Source organism: Helicobacter sp. (genome assembly GCF_022770205.1).
Lineage (GTDB): Bacteria > Campylobacterota > Campylobacteria > Campylobacterales > Helicobacteraceae > Helicobacter_D.
Genome location: NZ_JALEIK010000019.1, coordinates 139,360 through 156,852 on the forward strand (window position 1 = coordinate 139,360; position 17,493 = coordinate 156,852).

At 34.5% G+C, this 17,493-nt stretch carries 20 protein-coding genes; 5 read left to right on the plus strand and 15 right to left on the minus strand.

The genetic code is table 11. The features are described 5' to 3' along the window. The first annotated feature begins 103 nt into the window (after positions 1-103). Positions 104-562 (plus strand): hypothetical protein, encoded by a 459-nt coding sequence (locus MRZ19_RS04380; RefSeq protein ID WP_291030708.1) that lies wholly within the window; start codon positions 104-106, stop codon positions 560-562. 19 nt (positions 563-581) lie between these two features. Beyond that, positions 582-1,103: a replication initiation protein gene (locus tag MRZ19_RS04385; RefSeq protein ID WP_291030709.1), complete on the plus strand. Its 522-nt coding sequence runs from the start codon at positions 582-584 to the stop codon at positions 1,101-1,103. A gap of 585 nt (positions 1,104-1,688) precedes the next feature. On the opposite strand, the gene MRZ19_RS04390 is transcribed toward MRZ19_RS04385, so the two are convergent. From MRZ19_RS04390 to groES, 5 genes are all read right to left on the minus strand, one after another. Further along, positions 1,689-2,123, minus strand: a complete 435-nt coding sequence (locus MRZ19_RS04390) for a hypothetical protein (protein WP_291030712.1) — start codon at positions 2,121-2,123, stop codon at positions 1,689-1,691. Between the two features lie 8 nt (positions 2,124-2,131). Beyond that, positions 2,132-3,130 (minus strand): DNA topoisomerase, encoded by a 999-nt coding sequence (locus MRZ19_RS04395; RefSeq protein ID WP_366936150.1) that lies wholly within the window; start codon positions 3,128-3,130, stop codon positions 2,132-2,134. After that, on the minus strand, positions 3,115-3,462 hold the full coding sequence (locus MRZ19_RS04400) for a toprim domain-containing protein (RefSeq protein WP_291030714.1): 348 nt from the start codon (positions 3,460-3,462) through the stop codon (positions 3,115-3,117). The genes MRZ19_RS04395 and MRZ19_RS04400 overlap by 16 nt, the downstream gene beginning before the upstream one ends. A gap of 254 nt (positions 3,463-3,716) precedes the next feature. Further along, positions 3,717-5,339, minus strand: coding sequence for a chaperonin GroEL (gene groL / locus MRZ19_RS04405; RefSeq protein WP_291030716.1), 1,623 nt, complete (start codon positions 5,337-5,339; stop codon positions 3,717-3,719). 21 nt (positions 5,340-5,360) lie between these two features. After that, entirely contained in the window at positions 5,361-5,621 is a 261-nt protein-coding gene (groES, locus tag MRZ19_RS04410) for a co-chaperone GroES (RefSeq protein ID WP_291030718.1), read from the minus strand. 224 nt (positions 5,622-5,845) lie between these two features. Here groES and MRZ19_RS04415 point away from each other — a divergent pair, with 224 nt between their 5' ends. Continuing rightward, positions 5,846-7,018: a pyridoxal phosphate-dependent aminotransferase gene (locus MRZ19_RS04415; protein WP_291030720.1), complete on the plus strand. Its 1,173-nt coding sequence runs from the start codon at positions 5,846-5,848 to the stop codon at positions 7,016-7,018. Positions 7,019-7,046: 28 nt separating this feature from the next. On the opposite strand, the gene MRZ19_RS04420 is transcribed toward MRZ19_RS04415, so the two are convergent. The 10 genes from MRZ19_RS04420 to truB are packed head-to-tail and all read right to left on the minus strand — an operon-like array spanning position 7,047 to position 15,551. Beyond that, positions 7,047-8,684 carry an N-6 DNA methylase gene (locus MRZ19_RS04420; protein ID WP_291030722.1) on the minus strand — a complete coding sequence of 546 codons (1,638 nt, stop codon included), beginning with the start codon at positions 8,682-8,684 and terminating at the stop codon, positions 7,047-7,049. Between the two features lie 7 nt (positions 8,685-8,691). Continuing rightward, the gene (locus tag MRZ19_RS04425; protein ID WP_291030724.1) at positions 8,692-9,426 is read right to left on the minus strand and encodes an OmpA family protein; all 735 of its coding nucleotides are present in this window, start codon (positions 9,424-9,426) and stop codon (positions 8,692-8,694) included. Beyond that, the gene (locus tag MRZ19_RS04430) at positions 9,426-12,110 is read right to left on the minus strand and encodes a hypothetical protein (protein ID WP_291030726.1); all 2,685 of its coding nucleotides are present in this window, start codon (positions 12,108-12,110) and stop codon (positions 9,426-9,428) included. The genes MRZ19_RS04425 and MRZ19_RS04430 overlap by 1 nt, the downstream gene beginning before the upstream one ends. Positions 12,111-12,123: 13 nt before the next feature. Continuing rightward, positions 12,124-12,300, minus strand: a complete 177-nt coding sequence (locus MRZ19_RS04435) for a hypothetical protein (RefSeq protein ID WP_291030728.1) — start codon at positions 12,298-12,300, stop codon at positions 12,124-12,126. Between the two features lie 9 nt (positions 12,301-12,309). After that, complete coding sequence (locus MRZ19_RS04440; protein WP_291030730.1) at positions 12,310-12,696, minus strand: biopolymer transporter ExbD; 387 nt, start codon at positions 12,694-12,696, stop codon at positions 12,310-12,312. Continuing rightward, complete coding sequence (exbB, locus tag MRZ19_RS04445; protein ID WP_291030911.1) at positions 12,693-13,130, minus strand: TonB-system energizer ExbB; 438 nt, start codon at positions 13,128-13,130, stop codon at positions 12,693-12,695. The genes MRZ19_RS04440 and exbB overlap by 4 nt, the downstream gene beginning before the upstream one ends. A gap of 16 nt (positions 13,131-13,146) precedes the next feature. Beyond that, positions 13,147-13,608, minus strand: coding sequence for an SsrA-binding protein SmpB (gene smpB / locus MRZ19_RS04450; RefSeq protein ID WP_291030733.1), 462 nt, complete (start codon positions 13,606-13,608; stop codon positions 13,147-13,149). Continuing rightward, complete coding sequence (locus MRZ19_RS04455; protein WP_291030735.1) at positions 13,586-14,485, minus strand: 4-(cytidine 5'-diphospho)-2-C-methyl-D-erythritol kinase; 900 nt, start codon at positions 14,483-14,485, stop codon at positions 13,586-13,588. Before MRZ19_RS04455 ends, smpB begins: the two co-directional genes overlap by 23 nt. Then, positions 14,485-14,715 carry a carbon storage regulator CsrA gene (gene csrA / locus MRZ19_RS04460; protein ID WP_291030737.1) on the minus strand — a complete coding sequence of 77 codons (231 nt, stop codon included), beginning with the start codon at positions 14,713-14,715 and terminating at the stop codon, positions 14,485-14,487. Before csrA ends, MRZ19_RS04455 begins: the two co-directional genes overlap by 1 nt. Beyond that, complete coding sequence (gene truB, locus MRZ19_RS04465) at positions 14,709-15,551, minus strand: tRNA pseudouridine(55) synthase TruB (protein ID WP_291030739.1); 843 nt, start codon at positions 15,549-15,551, stop codon at positions 14,709-14,711. The genes csrA and truB overlap by 7 nt, the downstream gene beginning before the upstream one ends. Positions 15,552-15,671: 120 nt before the next feature. Here truB and hypD point away from each other — a divergent pair, with 120 nt between their 5' ends. Both hypD and MRZ19_RS04475 read left to right on the plus strand, forming a co-directional pair. Beyond that, entirely contained in the window at positions 15,672-16,793 is a 1,122-nt protein-coding gene (gene hypD, locus MRZ19_RS04470) for a hydrogenase formation protein HypD (protein ID WP_291030741.1), read from the plus strand. A 64-nt stretch (positions 16,794-16,857) separates the two neighbouring features. Beyond that, positions 16,858-17,490: a UPF0323 family lipoprotein gene (locus MRZ19_RS04475; protein WP_291030742.1), complete on the plus strand. Its 633-nt coding sequence runs from the start codon at positions 16,858-16,860 to the stop codon at positions 17,488-17,490. Positions 17,491-17,493 lie beyond the last annotated feature (3 nt).

Genomic DNA, 17,493 nt, shown 5'->3' on the forward strand with positions numbered 1-17,493 from the left:
GAATAAAAACCGCATTATAGCAAAAATCTATTATTTTTGTATTGAAAACTATAATTTTCAAACTTTTTTGTTTCTTTTAACAAGGTGCTTAAAAGGTGCTTAAATGGAACAAAACACTGCTCTACTTAACGGTATTACCGAATTTGGCAAGAATTATGCAACTTATGAAACTTTAGGTTTTCAAACTCTTAAGGATAAGTCTAAAAAACCAAAGAAAAAAGAAATAGATTTTTCAAAAATTGGAAAAACAATCACTGAAGCTGAATTTAAAAATCCTATGGTGGAATTTCATAATGATTTAAATTCTATTGTTTTTACTGCATTTAATGAAATTGATTTTAATATCTTTTTTGCACTTTGCTTTATTTTTAAAAACAGAGCTGATAAGACTTTATCGCTAACTTTTGAAGAAGTAAGATTGCTTGTTGAGTTAAATGATAATCACAAAACTACAAATAGAAACAGATTTTATGAATCTTTGGTTTTATTTTCTAATAAATTGATGTCTTTAAAAGCTCAAGGTTATAGGCATATGGGTATAAATAAAAAAAAGGAAATATAGTGTAATTAATTTCTTCTCTGTGATTGATATTGATGAAGATTATAAAACATTTTTTGTAAAAATCAGTGAAGAAGCCTCTTGTTTAGTCAATAATCTTTTCAAAAATTACACAAGATTTGATTTAAAAGAATTCTGCTCCATTGATTCTAAGTATGCAAAAAATTTGTATAGGATTTTAAAACAATATGAGAATTTAAAACATTGTAAGCTAGATTGGGAAGCCTTTAAGAATATTATGTGTATCCCTGAAAGTTATGAGCAAGGAGTTGTAAGTAAGCGAGTTTTAAACCCAAGCATTTCAAAGCTTAATTCCAATAATCATAATGGAATACCCTATTTTAAAGATTTAACCTACCAAAAAATTAAAGTTTCAGGTAAAGGGCGTGGTAGTGTTGTGAGTGCTATTGTGTTTGAGTTTGTTCCAAAGCATAAAGCACTAATAGAATATGAAAATAAAGACAATCTAAATGTGCAAGCTACCCCCCCCCCCCCGATAAACTCGGGTGGTGATGAAACACAGGTTATGATAGGGTTTTGGTAAATAATACAAAAATTTAAAAGGATTGAAAAATGGCGTATGTAAGTGTAAGATCGGTTATATGTAAGAGACGCAGAATTTTTTGAAAACTTAAGCAGTATTCACCATTGGGAAAACCAATCCTTCGCAAAGGATTGGTTTGAAGAATTGCCGTTTGCTGAAAGCTTGCGGGACTGGATATTAAAAACTTACAAAGAATAGTGTCAATTTTTTCTCGTGTATGGAGGGTTTTGGTAAAAAGGGGGAATGTTTAAAATTTCTTGCTTTAAATATTCTTGTCTAAGCCCTATTTTTGGGTTTTAAAACTTTATTTTCTCTGCTTTAAACTAAAACCATCTCCGCTTAAAGTGGCTTTAGATTTACAAGGGATTTAAGGCTTTTATAAGCGGAAGTGGCATAGAATTAAATGTTTTATTATTATTTTGCTTATCTAGCTTTTACTGCTAGAATGAGCAAGAGTATAACAACTAGAACGATTATAACTTCTGCCATATCGCCTCCTTTTTAAGAAAGCCGATACCTTAAATCCATACATATTATATAGATTTCTTGCTTTAAATATTCTTGTCTAAGCCCTATTTTTGGGTTTTACTTCTTTATTTCCTTAAAAGCTTTATCTAAAAAATCTGAACACGATTTCCAATATTCCTTGTAATCCTTTGGAAGATTTAAATTGTATTTTTTTGCTAAGTCTTCTGCAAGCTTAATTTGTTTTTCGCTTGGTGGTTTTTTGGGTTTGGATTTACTAAGTTTTTCTATTAATACATTGCATTCTTTATAGTTTTCATAGGCTTCTTTTGGAATCTCTATGCCCTGCTCTTTTGCTAAAGCTTTTAAGAATTGAATTTGTTTTGAGCTTAGAGGTGTATTGATGCTAGATTCTATTTCTAAGAAATTCATTTTCTCGTGGATGGGTTGAATGAAATTTAAATAGTGCAATTCATTAGAGGCAATTTTATCTAAGACTAATTCCATTTGTTTGGTAAATTCACTAGTAGTTATCCATTCATCATTATTTTGCATTAATGCCTCTATAAGATTAAAGCCTTTTGTGTAGGGGTAATTTCCCCTTTTGTATCTAAAACAACGCATTCTTTTTCTAAGAGAGTTTTTAAAAAGCTTGCATAAGTGCTTGGTCGCCCTATTCCTTCTTTTTCTAGCAAAGATATAAAATTGCTTTCTTTGTAGCGTTTGGGTTGATTTTTCTTAACTTCTATAAAAGAATAATCTATAAGGTTAATATTTTCATTTTGACTAAAATCTATGCGTAAGGAATTTTCATCTTCTCTTGTTTCTTCTGTGTCTATATTATCTTCAAAAACTCCTTTAAATCCCTTGTAAATGATTTTAGAATTTGTGAATTTAAAGAGTATTCCTTTGATATTAAAAATATAGTCTTTAATTTCTTTAATGCAATCCTTTGCCTGTGAAGCAATAGAGTTTTGATAGATTAATGTGTAGAGTTTTATCTCTTCGTTGCTTAAGTTGTTTTCATTGCTAATTGCTTGCATTTCTTCTAATGTGTGGGCGTGTGTAATTCTAATGGCTTCGTGTGCTTCTGCTTGGCTTTGTTTCCCTGCTTTATATTCTCGCCTTTGATACCATTCTTCTTGGCTAAATTTACTTTTTACTTCTTCTAAAAATTCATTGCTTAAGGAATTGCTATCTGTTCTATGGTAGGTAATTAGTCCTTTTTCAAAGAGTTTTTGGGCATATTGCATTGTAGATTCACTTGTGAATTTATAGGCTTTATTGGCTTCTTCTTGAAGCTGTGAAGTCCTAAAAGGAGCTTTGGGGGCTTGTTTAGATTCTCTCGTTTTAATTTCATAGCATATAGCAGTATTAAGGGTTTTTAAATCTTCAATGATTCTTAATGCTTCTTCTTTATCATTATAAAGATTTTCACTTTTAATGGTAAATGCAAGATTATCTTTTAAGCTTTTAGCAGTAATTCTATAATCAAGCTTTTGATTGAGTGGAAGTGCATTATATTGTTGAATTTCTAGCTCCCTTTTTACAATAAATTTAATGCAGGTGTTTGCACTCGCCCTACTCCTGTTTTTTTATCCTTTAAAATTTGCACATATTTTGGGCTTAAGATAAATCCTATCATTTTATCCCCTACAAGCCTTGCTTTAAAGCTGTCATACATTTTTAAATTGCTTTGTGAAAAAGGGATTGCATTTTGGAGTCCTTTTGAAATTCCATTTTCAGTAATTTCAAAAAATTCAGCCCTTTTAACACTATTCGCTACATTTTTAATCACTTCATAAACCATATATCCTATTCCATACCCTTCTCTATCTGGGTCAGTGGCAATAATGACTTCTTTTCCTTTGCATTGAGAGAATATGTAATTCATAGATTTTTAGTGTTTTCATCTTTATATTCAAAAATGGGACTATAGTTTTTATAATCTTCTAAAAATTCGTTTGTTAGTCGTTTGAAATGCCCCTTTGTTGCATAGGTAATGTCATCTTAACAATAATTTGTAAATTTTAGAGATAAATATGTTAATGAAAGTTTTAAAGAGTTTAAAAAATTAACAGAGTTAGAAAGCTTGAAATGCGGAATCCAAAAAGGATTCCTATAAAATTTTAAATAAAACAAGGGGAATTACATCATTCCACCCATACCGCTCATATCAGGCATAGCTGGTTTGTCTTCTTTGATTTCGTGCACTGTTGCTTCTGTCGTTAAAAGCAAGCTCGAAACAGACACAGCGTTTTGCAATGCGATTCTTGCAACTTTTAGTGGATCAATGATTCCAGCTTCAAACATATCCACATAACTACCCGTTGAAGCATCAAAACCATTATTAATGTTGGAATCTTTTTCTACATTATTCACTACAACACCATCATCAAAGCCTGCATTGCTTGCAATTTGTTTAATTGGAGCAGAGATTGCGCGCTTAATGATTTCATAGCCGATTTTTTCATCACCCTCTAGGCTTAGATTTACCTTTGCTGCTGCACGCACTAATGCTGCACCACCACCAATGATGATTCCTTTTTCAACAGCCGCTTTTGTTGCGCTTAATGCGTCATCAACTCTGTCTTTTTTCTCTTTCATTTCTACTTCACTTGCTGCACCAACCTTAATAACAGCCACACCGCCACTAAGTTTTGCTAGCCTTTCTTGTAACTTTTCTCTGTCATAATCGCTTGTTGTTGCTTCAATTTGTGTTTTGATTTGCCCTACTCTTGCTTGCACTGCATCTTTGCTGCCTGCACCATCTACAATTGTTGTGTTGTCTTTATCAATCACAACTCTAGCTGCTTGTCCTAAATCCTCAATACTTGCTGCCTCAAGAGTTTTACCAAGCTCTTCGCTAATCACCTCGCCACCTGTTAGTGTTGCAATATCTTTTAACATTTCCTTGCGTCTATCACCAAATCCGGGAGCTTTCACTGCTGCAATATTTAACACACCGCGCAATTTATTCACAACTAAAGTCGTTAGCGCTTCTCCTTCAATGTCTTCAGCAATAATTAATAAAGGCTTGCCACTTTTCATTGTGGATTCTAAAAGCGGTAGAATGTCCTTCATTGCAGTGATTTTTTTATCGGTTAGCAGAATGTATGGATTTTCTAATTCTGTTTCCATTTTATCGCTATTTGTTACAAAGTATGGGCTTAGATAACCTCTATCAAACTGCATTCCCTCAACAACACTTAATTCATCATTGATTCCTTTTGCTTCTTCAACAGTGATAACACCATCTTTGCCCACTTTTTCCATAGCTTCTGCGATGAGTTCGCCCACTTTGGAATCAGAATTTGCAGAGATTGTTGCAACTTGAGCGATCTCTTTTTTCCCTGCAACAGGTTTAGAAATCTTTTTAAGCTCTTGTGTGATTGCTTCTGCTGCTTTATCCATTCCGCGTTTTACTTGCACAGGGCTTGCACCTGCTGTGATATTCCTTAAACCCTCTTTAAAAATGCTATATGCAAGCACTGTTGCAGTTGTTGTCCCATCACCTGCTGCATCTGCAGTTTTGCTAGCAACCTCTTTAACAAGTTGCGCGCCCATATTAGCGATAGGATCTGCTAGCTCAATCTCTTTTGCCACAGAAACACCATCTTTTGTAATGCTAGGTGCACCAAAACTTTTTTGGATTAATACATTGCGCCCGCGTGGACCCATTGTTACCTTAACTGCATCGCTAAGCTGTTTTACGCCTTCATACAAACGATTTCTTGCATTATCTGAAAAATTAATCTCTTTACTTGCCATTTTCTATCCTTTCTTTATAAATTAAGCAATGACGCCTAAAACATCTTCAAGTTTTAAAATTAAATATTCTTTGCCATCAAGTTTAACTTCTGTGCCGGAATACTTACCAAACACAACTTTATCATTAACGCTTACTTCTTTAACCTCTGAACCAATTGCCTTGACAATCCCTTCAAGTGGCTTTTCTTTTGCATTATCAGGGATAATGATTCCAGATGCTGTTGTTGTATTTTCCTCAAGTCTTTCTACTAAGACTCTTTCTCCAAGTGGTTTAAAATTCATAGGATTACCTCCAAACATTTAAATTTAATTAAAAACGGCGAAATTATAATGATTTTTTTTAGGATTGTCAATACATTTAGTTAAAAAATTCATAATACTTTAGTCTTATTTACTAAATATTAATTAGCTTATAATACTAATATTTTTAAACATTAAAATTTTAGTGACAATAAAGGAAAAAAGTTATATCCTTGTTTCAAATTTAACCGCAATTAGGAGCCATTATGCAAGCATATTACGCAAACCGCATTACAAATCTTTCAGAATCCATTACCATCGCCATTAGCACATTAGCAAGAGAACTAAAAGCGCAAGGCAAGGATATTTTATCCTTCTCAGCTGGAGAGCCAGACTTTGACACACCACAAGTTATAAAAGATGCTGCAATCAAGGCAATCCAAGAAGGCTTTACAAAATACACTGCAACTGCTGGTATTCCGGAATTACTTAGCGCAATTAGCGAAAAACTTGCAAGAGAAAATCATCTGAACTATTCCACAAAAGAAATCATTGTCAATAGCGGAGCAAAGCATTCTTTATTCAATGTTTTTCAAGCCCTTATTGATGTGGATGATGAAGTGATTATTCCAAGCCCATATTGGGTAACTTATCCTGAGCTTGTAGCCTTTAGCAAAGGCAAAAATGTTTTCATAGAAACTTCGCAAGAAAATAATTTTAAAATCACAAAAGAACAGCTAAAAGCAGCCATCACTCCAAAAACAAAAATGCTAGTCTTAACCACTCCTTCAAATCCTACTGGTATGGTGTATCCTAAACAAGAGCTAGAAGCAATTGGGGAGGTGTTAAAAAACACAAACATTTGGGTGTTAAGCGATGAAATTTATGAAAAACTTGTGTATGACGGAAAATTTACTTCCGCAGGTAGCATTAGTGGCGATATGCTAGAGCGCACAATTACGATTAATGGCTTAAGCAAGGCTGCTGCAATGACGGGTTGGAGAATGGGTTATCTAGCAAGCAAAGATCAAAAGCTTTGCAAACTTATTGATGGATTACAAAGCCAATCCCTTTCTAATATTAACTCTATCACACAAAAAGCTGCCATTGCTGGACTAAATGGAAGTGCTGATAAAGACATTGAAAATATGCGCACAGCTTTTAAAGAAAGGCGTGATTTTGCACACCAAAAAATGAATGCAATTGAAGGTTTAAATGTGATTAAACCTGATGGCGCATTTTATCTTTTTGTAAATTGTAGCAGTATCACAAAAGATTCTATGCAATTTTGTAAAGATTTGCTAGAGCAACAGGGAGTTGCAGTTGTGCCAGGGATTGGGTTTGGAATGGAAGGGTATTTTAGATTCTCTTTTGCAACAGATTTACAAAGCATTGAAAAAGGAATCCAAAGAATTGCAAGATTTGTAACTAAAAATTAGAATTTTAGGATTCTAATTTTTAAGCCCCTTAAAATCCTAGCAAAGTCTTTACGTTCTGTGTGTGTTTAGCAATGCTTTCTCCGTGTTTGCATAATTTTTCAAAATCTGTATTGTAGGCTTCTAAGGAATCTAAAAAGTTTTTTGGCAACTCTAATCCCTTAATTTCTTTCTCACCGACACGCTCATTATGGCTTAAATATAAATGCTTCAATATCTCTTGGCCAATTTTGCTTGAGAAATAAAAATATAATGCCTTTGCAACTTTATCATCTTTAAAACGCAAGACTAAAATTCCAGCATTGGGAAGGACGATTTTGTTTTCTACATCTCTACCAATAATTGCAACTTTTGGAATCACTCCACGCATAGAAAGCAATACATCAAAAGGCTTGATTTTAAGCGTTTCTAACTGCGCACTATTTGCTTTTAAGATGGGATCACAAAAATAATTGCTAAAACCATAAGGGTTAAAATCCTTAATACCAAAATCATAACAAGAAACTAAATCGCTATCACTTTTAGAAGCAATACGACTTCCCCTATAAATGGACTCTAAAAGCTCTCCTAAAGGGATTTGAGAATCGTATTGGGCATTACAAAAAGACGGACGGATACTGCTTGCTTGAATGCTTGCATAATCTAAGAGATAAGAGTATTGTGTAGTTTGCTTAGAAAAATACAAATCTAAAATCTCTTCAAGATTGATTAGTTTATGATACTTGCCTTCTTTCAAATAAAAGCTTCTTGCATTAATAAATAAACAGCGTTTATTAAGATTGGAAATGACAAGTATGGAATAAGATTCCGTCTTGTAGGGAAAAATATTATCCGGAAGTTCAATGATGCACTCTAAGAATTTAGAATCCAATAAATGCCTACATAAACGCTCCCCTACCCCTTTGTTTAAAAGTGAAGTGCGCACAATAAAAACTGCCTTTTTTCTAAAACGCATCAAAGAATAATCTATAAATGGAATCTCTAAAGCAGTTTTATTATAAGGCGCAAGGCGTGATTCTTTAGGGGCTTTAATGTTTAAATGATTGAGCAAAGGCGGATGACAAAAAACCTTATCAAATTTAAATTCTGTGATGAAAGGCTCGCTAAAAATATCCCCAACATTTAAAGAACAGGTTTTAAAATCTAGCAGAAGCACAAGCAACTTTGCAATATGAATTAACCTTGGATTAACATCTATACCATAAAATGCAGAATCTTTGGAATGCGCATCTAAATGCAAAAACCAAGAACCTAACCCACAACAGGGACTATAAACACTTTCTTTTTGTTGAATGTCTAAAATCCCACACACTAGAGCATTAATCTCCATTGGCGTTGCGTATTCATAAAGCTTAAGAATTGTTTTTTGTATTGTAACAACTTGGATAAACTCCCATAGAGTGCGTGCTTGGACATTAAAGCCGTGCAAAGATTGCAAAATTTTTTTATGGTTTAAGCTAAGATGGAATCTAAAAGGCTCTAATCCTAAAGATTCTAAATAATTTGCAAACTCTTCTAAGACTTGTGTTTTATCCTTCTTTTTAAGCAGTGCATCGCTTAACTTCTTATTTTTTGCAAGCAATAAAAAACCCAAAGTAAGATACAAAACATCAAAATTATCTTCGTGGTATTTTTGAATGTAATTAAAAATATGTAAAAGATTTTTCATTTTCTAGTTATTCTTTGATTTTTTCTCTGTCTTTATTGACATCTAAAATATCCATAATCTTTTGATTGCTTTTTGTAATCACCTTAAACTCTACACGGCGTGATAGCTCTGGTGTTTCTAAAGGCTTTGCAAAAGAAAGTCCATTTGCACGCAAAACCTTAATAAGCCATTCTTTATTTCCATCAATCTTTGTGTTTGAAAAACAATATTTCAAAACTTCCAATGCTCTAGCCTGTGAGAGTTCCGCATTTCCTAAATAGCGCGATTCTAATGTCTTTGCATTTTGCCATTCTGTGGAAGTATGCCCTTCAATTCTAATCTCATCAATGTCATTTATGTATTTGTCTTGAGCTAGAATGCGAATGTAACGCGGAAAAAAATCATCTAAAATTTCTTTAAAACGCATTTTAACTTCTTTTTGACCTTGGTCAAACAAAATCTCCGGCTCTTTAAAGCGCAATGTGTTGTCTGCGTCAATTTCTGCATTCCAAGATTCCAAATTTTTAGAAAATTCTGCAATCAAATCTTTATGCAAGGCAGCTTGCAAATCCTCGTGCGTTTTTGCAATGTCGCTCATTTGCTTATTAAGCTCTTTAAGTTCTACATTTTGCAAGGCTAGCTGTTTTTCTGCTTGACTAATAATTACCATATAAGACACAGCAATAAGCAGGAAAATCATCATCACTCCTGCCATCATATCTGAAATACTAATCCATTCACTGCCTTGATGGGAATTTGCCATTAACCTCTAGCCCCCATCAACTCACGGATTCTACGCAAAAACCATTCATAATCTTGACGGAATCCTAAAGTAATATTTGATAATGCACTATCTAATTCCCCTAAAGATTGGCAAAGCGTTTCATTAAGCTGTGTAGTTTGGCTTAGTGAAGTTGTAATGTTTGTTTGCGTGATTTTTAAAATTGCATCAATTTCTTTACGATTACTTTCTAAAGATGCATAAGTTTGCATCAACGCCTCGCCTAGATTTTTTTGTAAAATGTTAAAGGCATTTAATAATTCTACACTCGCATTTTTTGGGGTTTCAAGGCTTTGTTTTGTGAGCAGCTCTAACATTCCTAGATAATTTTTTGCCATTTCTTGTAAGGTTGTTTTAACGCTTGCATCTAAAGCTTTATGGCTTTGTATAGCATTCTGTATGTGTGCATCTAATGACTTTGTAGAAGCTTCCAAAAGATTATCTGCTAGAGATGTGCTACTTTGCAAAACCTTTTTACTATGGATTTCAAAAGTTTTAACCATATTTTCTAGTTGCTCTTGTAAATTTGTGTGCAGTTGTTGCTGTTGTTCAAAGCCCAACTTTGATAAATCTTGGAGTTTATTTTGATACGCATTGGTAGTATTTTTAAGATACGCACTTAAGGAATCTAAAGCATTTTTGTAAGATTCCGCAAAGCTAGCACGCATTTGCCCCTGCACTTCTTGTGTGTGTTGTGCAGAATCCTTATGCAACTGCTCTAAACTCTTAGCAAAGGTTTTAACATTATTTTCTAAAAGTGCATTTAAGTTTTGGCTATAAGTCTGATTTTGCTCTAGTAAATTTGCAACACTCTGACTCACATTATTTGTTGCAGATTCTAAATTTTCTGCAATCACCGCAGAATGCGTAGTAAGATTACTTGTGATAGATTCTGTGGTTTCTTTAAAACTCTGACTTAAAGTCGCATTCGTCTGCACTAAAGATTCTTCAATATTTTGTGTGCTTTTACTTAGGGATTGCGCAGTGTCATTCAAAAGGGAATTGAGAGATTTTGTGGTAACGACCATTTGCGATTCTATCTCTTTACTTAATTCCATTAGAGTGTTCTTAGAATCCTCAAAGTTTTCTTCTAAACTTTTTGTTGTTTTTCCAAGCAGTGTATCAAAATTTAACACCGCATTTATAATATGCTGCTCTAGCGTGTCAGAGTTTTTGCTTAAATTTTGTCGCGTTTTATCGCTTAATTCTTGTAAATGATGGCTTGCTTTTTCAACCACACTTCCCATTTCTTGTGTATGGCGCATTAGCACATCATCACTGCGTTTAGCCTGCTCTTCAATCAATAGCAAGGATTCCTTTTGTGCGTTTTCTAGCACCTCCAAACTCTCTTTGAAGCTTTCTTTAATGCCTTCTAATCGTTCTTGTATGCTATTTTGAATGTGTGAAATCATTTCTAAATTTTTATGCTTTAATTGGGAATCACTCTCAATAAAAGATTCCACAAATGCGCTTAACTCCTCTTTTAAGGAATCCAAAAGATTACTTAATTGCTCTCTATTTTGTGTGATGTATTCTGCATTAAATGCGCTAAATGCTTCTTGAAGCGTTAATAAAGATTCCTTTTGTTTTTGTGAATCCTCTTGCAAAATTTTTAGACTATTTTCTAAAGTGTTTTGCAAACTCTGTTGATATTCTTGTGTGCTTTGCGTTAAAAATCCTTGCACCCCATCTAAAGATTCTTTTATGTAACTTAAAGATTTTTCGTGTGTGGAATCTAAATTTTTACTTAACTCCGCCACGCCTTTGAGTGCTAGCTCTGCATTTGCGTGCATATTTTCAAAGCCTTCTAAAAGCGTTGCAAGCTTTTCATTTTCAATGCGCGAAGCTTCAATACTATGCGCTAGTGCATTATACACTTCAACCACTTCATTATTACGCTTTGCAATAAGCTCTAGGGATTCCTTAGTTGCGTCAAAAACTTTTAAGGTGTTTTTTAAACTGCTATCAAGCCCAGCAATGGAATCTTTATAACTATTCTGCCAAGTAATCATCTGCGTAACGGCGTTATTTAACTCTTTAAAATTATCTCCAAATTGGTCTGTAATGCGTAAATTGAAATCCCTAATCACTTCTTGGAGTGCAGCAATAAGCTCCTTACTTGCTCCCTTTGCTAAATGGTGCATTGCTTCTTTGAGTGTTGCATTTGTAGTCTTAAAGGAATCCTCCAGCGTTTTTAGATTCTCAATCTGTGTGATTTGATAACTCTTTTGTGATTCTAATCTCTCTTGATTTTGACTAACAATCTCCTTAAGTGCCTTCTTAACATCACTTAGCATTTCTAAATTTTCTAGCTTATCTAGCTTGCTAGCTTGCAAGGAAAAATAATCTAGCATATTTTCAAAATCACTCTTCACTGCTTTGCTTTTTTGCAAAATAGAAAGTAAAATCGCTAAAGCCATCCCCAAAATAGAAGTGTAAAAGGCGGTTTGTAAGCCTGCTAAAAGCGATGGAACAGAATTTTCAACATTGCTGACATCAAAGTCTTGCAAGCCTATAAAGATTCCAACAAATGTCCCCAAAACCCCAGCACTCATAATAATGGGTTTAAAATCTCTATGCTTTTGCTTTCCATAACTATAATAATCCCAAAATGCAAGAGCAAGCATAAATATTGTAAAAATTCCATTGATGAGTAGATTCTCCATAACCCTTCCCTTTTTATTTTTTCTTTTTCTTTTTTATTTCAAATCTCTCATCATCTAGCCAATCTGGTTTTTGGATTTGTGAGCCTTTACGATTTGCAAAATACAATACAAAACGGATTGTAAGCACAATTAGCATAAAAGTAACAACTGCCGAAATTAGTGTGGATAAATCATAACTTTCTCTTAACAAATCTTCTCCTTATTCGCGTTCAATTTCCACATCAACATTACTATGCCCTATTTGATTTAAGATTCCAACAAGTTTTACAAATTGCTCAAAATAACTTTTTTGATCCCCACGCAAAAGAATGGGAGTGTCCTTTGGAAGCTTAGAGAGCTCTGTTTGGATTGCATCTAATTCCATTATCTTACCATCAAAATAATAATTTCCTTGCGCATCAATAGCAATTTCAATGCTTTTTGTATGCTTTGAAGCGTCTTGCGAGCCTTGTGCTTGAGGAATTAGAATAGGAATTTTGCCCTGTGCGATAAATGTTGCACTTGTTAGCACAATCACTAACAAAACAAGCATAATGTCAATAAAAGGAACAATATTAATGCTATCCATACGCCTAAAGCGTTTCATTCTTTGCCTTTTTTGGTGTCTTTTTCCTGCAAAACTTCCCACTGCGCAATTAACACTTCGCTTTTACGCATTAAAAGATTATAAAACACAATGCTAGGAATTGCTACAAGCAAGCCACCTGCTGTCGCTTGTAAGGCTAATGCAAGCCCAGTCATAATGCTAGAAGTATCCACCACTCCAGATTGCCCAAGTTGCACAAAAGTTAAAATGATTCCAAATACAGTGCCTAAAAGCCCAACATAAGGAGCATTTGAACCAATGGTAGCAATCAGCGTTAAATTTTTTGATAAATCTATCTCAAGCTCGGTTTTATTTGTGTATAGCACAAGCTTGATATAGTGATAAAAGAGCATTCTCTCAATGCTTGCCCAAAGTGCTACCACACTCATTAAAACCAAAATCCCAATCACTCCGTATTCTACCACTTCTTTCAAAGGCACTTTTGATTCCTTATCTAAATTTTTGCATTTCTTTTAAAGTCTGCGCAATTTCTCGCTTTTGGATTTTTTCCTTTAAGCTCTCGCGCTTATCGTGGAGATTTTTACCCTTAGCAAGCGCAATTTCTAACTTTGCCTTATTGCGTACGTTAAAATAGAGTTTTAAGGCAACAATACTCATTCCAGAAACTTGACTTTTACCAAAAAGCTTATCAATCTCTTTTTTATGCAACAAAAGCTTGCGCGGACGCTTCTCATCAGGCTTATAATGCAAATTTGTTGTTGCAAGCGTTGCGATGTGTGCTTGGAATAAAAAAGCTTCGCCATTGATAATTTTCACAAAGCTATCTTTAAGATTAACTTTTCCAAAGCGGATTGCCTTCACTTCACTTCCTTGCAATGCAATACCAGCTTCAAACTTTTCTAAAATGAAAAAATCAAAAGTTGCTTTTTTATTTGTTGCAACAATTTTCATTCTTCTGCCTTAGTGAATCGCTTGCATCTTTAGTGTTTTCTTGTGCGATTCCACTTTCTGTTTGCTCACATTTTCTCCAAAAACAACTTCCACTCCCGCTTAAAAACACTCCCTTTTGACAATAAGATTCCAACTCTGGATGCAGGCTTAAGAGCGGTTTTAATAAATCATTATTCCTAAAAGCATCATTGCTTAAAATCTCTGCATTGCTTTTTTGTAGCCACGATTCAGCCTTAATTTGTGGAATCGCATCTGCGCGATAAAATTCCCTTGCATACATTTTAAAAACCTCCGCAGTGCTGCTATGCACCTTAGGATTAATGATTTCTACATTGAATTTAGATTCCACACTAGGCGTAACAATTTCTCCCCTACCCTCAACATCAGCAAGTTCTAAATCGCTCATAAAAAACGGCACATCGCTTCCAACTTTTGCACCAATTTCTGCTAACATTTTTTGATTTAACCCTAAATTTAACTCACGATTTACAACTTGTAAAAAACGCGCCGCATTAGAACTTCCACCACCTAATCCCCCACCGCTTGGAATCTTTTTTTGCACAACAATTTGTGTGCGATTTAATACTTTTGCTTGTGTTTTGCTCACATAAGGCAAAAGCGCAATAAACGCCTTATAAATCGTATTTTTCTCTAATGAACAATCAAAATCACCAATAAGAGTAAATTCTTTTGCATTAAAGTTAAACCCCAAAGTATCAAAGAGTGATGAAACGCGCATAAAACGGGATTGCAAAAGATGATAAGAAATGTTATTAATCTGTGTTTTTCCAATGATTTTTAAAAATAAATTAATTTTTGCATACGATTTAACCAACACAGAACAAGCTTTTAATTGTGTGTCTAAACCAAGAGGCATTACACCTTCTTTTTAATCTGATAGAGTTGATTGAGGGCAACTTCGCCATATTGTAACGATTTTTTATTTTCCTCTTGAATGGCAATTTTTAGTTCTTCGCGCAAAATTAGCATTTCAGGGGGTGCTTCAAAACCAAGCTTTACACTTCCTTTGTCAATACCAATGACTTTAATTTTTATGGAATCTCCAATAGTAATGCTTTCATTTTCTTTTCTGGATAGTATCAACATAAAGGAATCCTATTTGCTAAATATTGCACTTTTTCATTGTTGCTTGAAATTATAGAGAAAAAATCCTCAAATTGCACTATATATTTTGTATTTTCAGAAATTTTAAGGATTTTTGGATGAAATTTTTTGCCATCTCTAATGCAAGTGCGCATCTTAGAATTCCCGCGCAAATCAATTTTACAAAAAGGTAGAATCTCTAAAGGATTTAACATTTTCTCCCCCTCAAAACGCAATCCCCCTTCACTCTCCCTCTCTAAAAAACTCAACCCCCCAATGCAACCAAGCTTTTTTGCAATTAATGCTCCAAGAGAACGGATATACGCCCCCTCACTTACACTTACTCTAAAGCTAATAAAAGGATGTGCATAGTTTAAAAACTCTAATGAGAAAATTTGCATTGTTTGTTCTTTTAACTCTTTGTATAATTCTTCTACTGCGCCATTTCTAGCAAGCACATAAGCCTTTTTGCCATTAATTTTTTTCGCACTAAAATTAGGCGGAGTAAAACGCACTGCACCTAAAAAACTCTGCAACACTTCCTTGACTTTTCCTGGCTCTAAAGGTGCGACCTCTTGCACACTGCGCACATTTTCTAAATCCAATGAATCACTCTCTAGCCCCAACCAAAGCGTAGCTTTATAAACCTTTGGAGATTTTTCTAAAAAGTGAAAAAGTTTTGTGTATTGCCCAAAAGCAACAATTAATGCACCGCAAGCAAAGGGATCTAAGATTCCACTAAAGCCTGCTTTTTTGACACCATACTTACGCTTTAACTTGCTCAAAAAACTATTTGAAGTGATGAAAAGAGGTTTTTTTGCAACAAAAATTCTATCCAAGTTTTAATCCTTAATGCTTTTACCCTAATAATTTTGCTAAAATTTATGGTTTAAAAGAGATGTGATGCAAGCTAGAATCTTAACATTTTTCTTTTTATTTTATAACATAAAGGTTAATTGATGCAAGAAAATCCCTATATTACAACTTATAGAGACAGCAAAAGTATTGAACGCATTTTTAAAGCGATAAATGCACTTGCCAAATCTTTAAAAAAACCTTTGAAAATTATGGAAGTGTGTGGCGGACACACCCATACAATTATGAAATACGCTCTGCCTGCCTTACTTCCAAAAAACATTGAATTTGTACACGGACCCGGCTGTCCTGTGTGCATAATGCCAAAAAATCGCATTGATTGCGCTTACCATCTAGCTAGGCAAGAAAATGTCATTTTAGTCACACTAGGGGATATGATAAAAGTGCCCGGAAGTTATGGAAGCTTACAGGAAGCAAGAGCAAATGGACTTGATGTGCGTTTTGTTTATTCCCCCTTAGATGTGCTAAAAATCGCAAAAGAAAATCCCAGCAAACGCGTGGTATATTTTGCTATTGGTTTTGAAACTACTACGCCAATGACTGCTGCATTACTAGAACGCATCATCAATGAGAAATTAGAAAATGTTTTGTTGCACATTAATCATGTGTTAGTGCCACCTCCACTGCAAGCAATTTTAAGCAATAAGAATTGTCAAATCAATGCGCTTTTAGCACCCTCCCATGTCAGTGTGATAACAGGCTCTAAAATCTATGCACCTTTATTAGAAGAGTTTAAAATCCCAATTGTTGTGTGTGGTTTTGAACCTTTAGATGTTGGAGAAAGCCTATTAAGCATACTCAAACAAGTCTTAGAAAATACTCCAAAGGTAGAAACACAATATGCGCGCAGTGTTACAAAAGAGGGAAACATAAAAGCACAGCAACTTGTTGAAAAATACTTTTGCCTAGAGGATAATTTTCATTGGCGCGGATTAGGAGAAATTCCCTACTCCTCTTTACGCCTTAAAGAAAGTTATCAAGATTATGATGCAAGCATTGTTTTTAAAGACTGCCTAAAAGGAATCGCAAAAGATGAGCATAAGCATTGTTTATGCGGAGAAATTTTAAAAGGCAATAAAAAACCCTACGATTGCAAACTCTTTGGCAAAGCTTGCAATCCCCAAAATCCGCTAGGGAGCTGTATGGTAAGCAGTGAAGGAGCCTGTGCGGCATATTTTAAATACCAAGGAATTAATGCTTCTTAATATCCTTATCTCAAAGATTATTGATATTTAGATATAATTTTTGCAAATTTTATAGGAGAATGCAATGCACAAATATTTAAAAAAAATCTCAGACCCCAAGATTGCTGGCATTTTTAGCAAAAGTGGCTTAGGGCTTACTGCGATTTTGCTTATCACTGGTTGCAATACAAATGAGCAAAATGCACAGAATAGCGGAATTAGAGAAGCTACAAGAAATGGCGCAACAGTTACCATTGAACAGCAAGCTGATGGGACTTATAAAATCCTAGATGAATTTCCAAGTGCGCAAACGCGTGTGATTTTGCGCGAAAAAGATGGGGGTGAAAGGATTTTAAGCCAAGAGGAAGTTGATAGGATCATCGTGGAGGAATCTAAAAAAATTGATAGTGGCACTTCACAGCTTACAAACCCAACAGGTGGGGGACTATCTCTAGGTGAAACGATTTTAGCAAGTGCTGCTGGGGCAATTCTTGGAAGCTGGATTGGAAGCAAGCTTTTTAATAACCAAAACTTCCAAAACCAACAACGCACAAGCTATAAAACTCCACAAGCTTACGAACGCTCTCAAAACTCTTTTAACCGCTCAAATGCAGGTGCTAATGCTGGACGCAGCGGATTTTATTCTCCTAGCAACGCAACAACACAAAATCGCTCAAGCGGTAGCACAGATAGCGCAACAAGTAATTACGGAGGTTAAGCA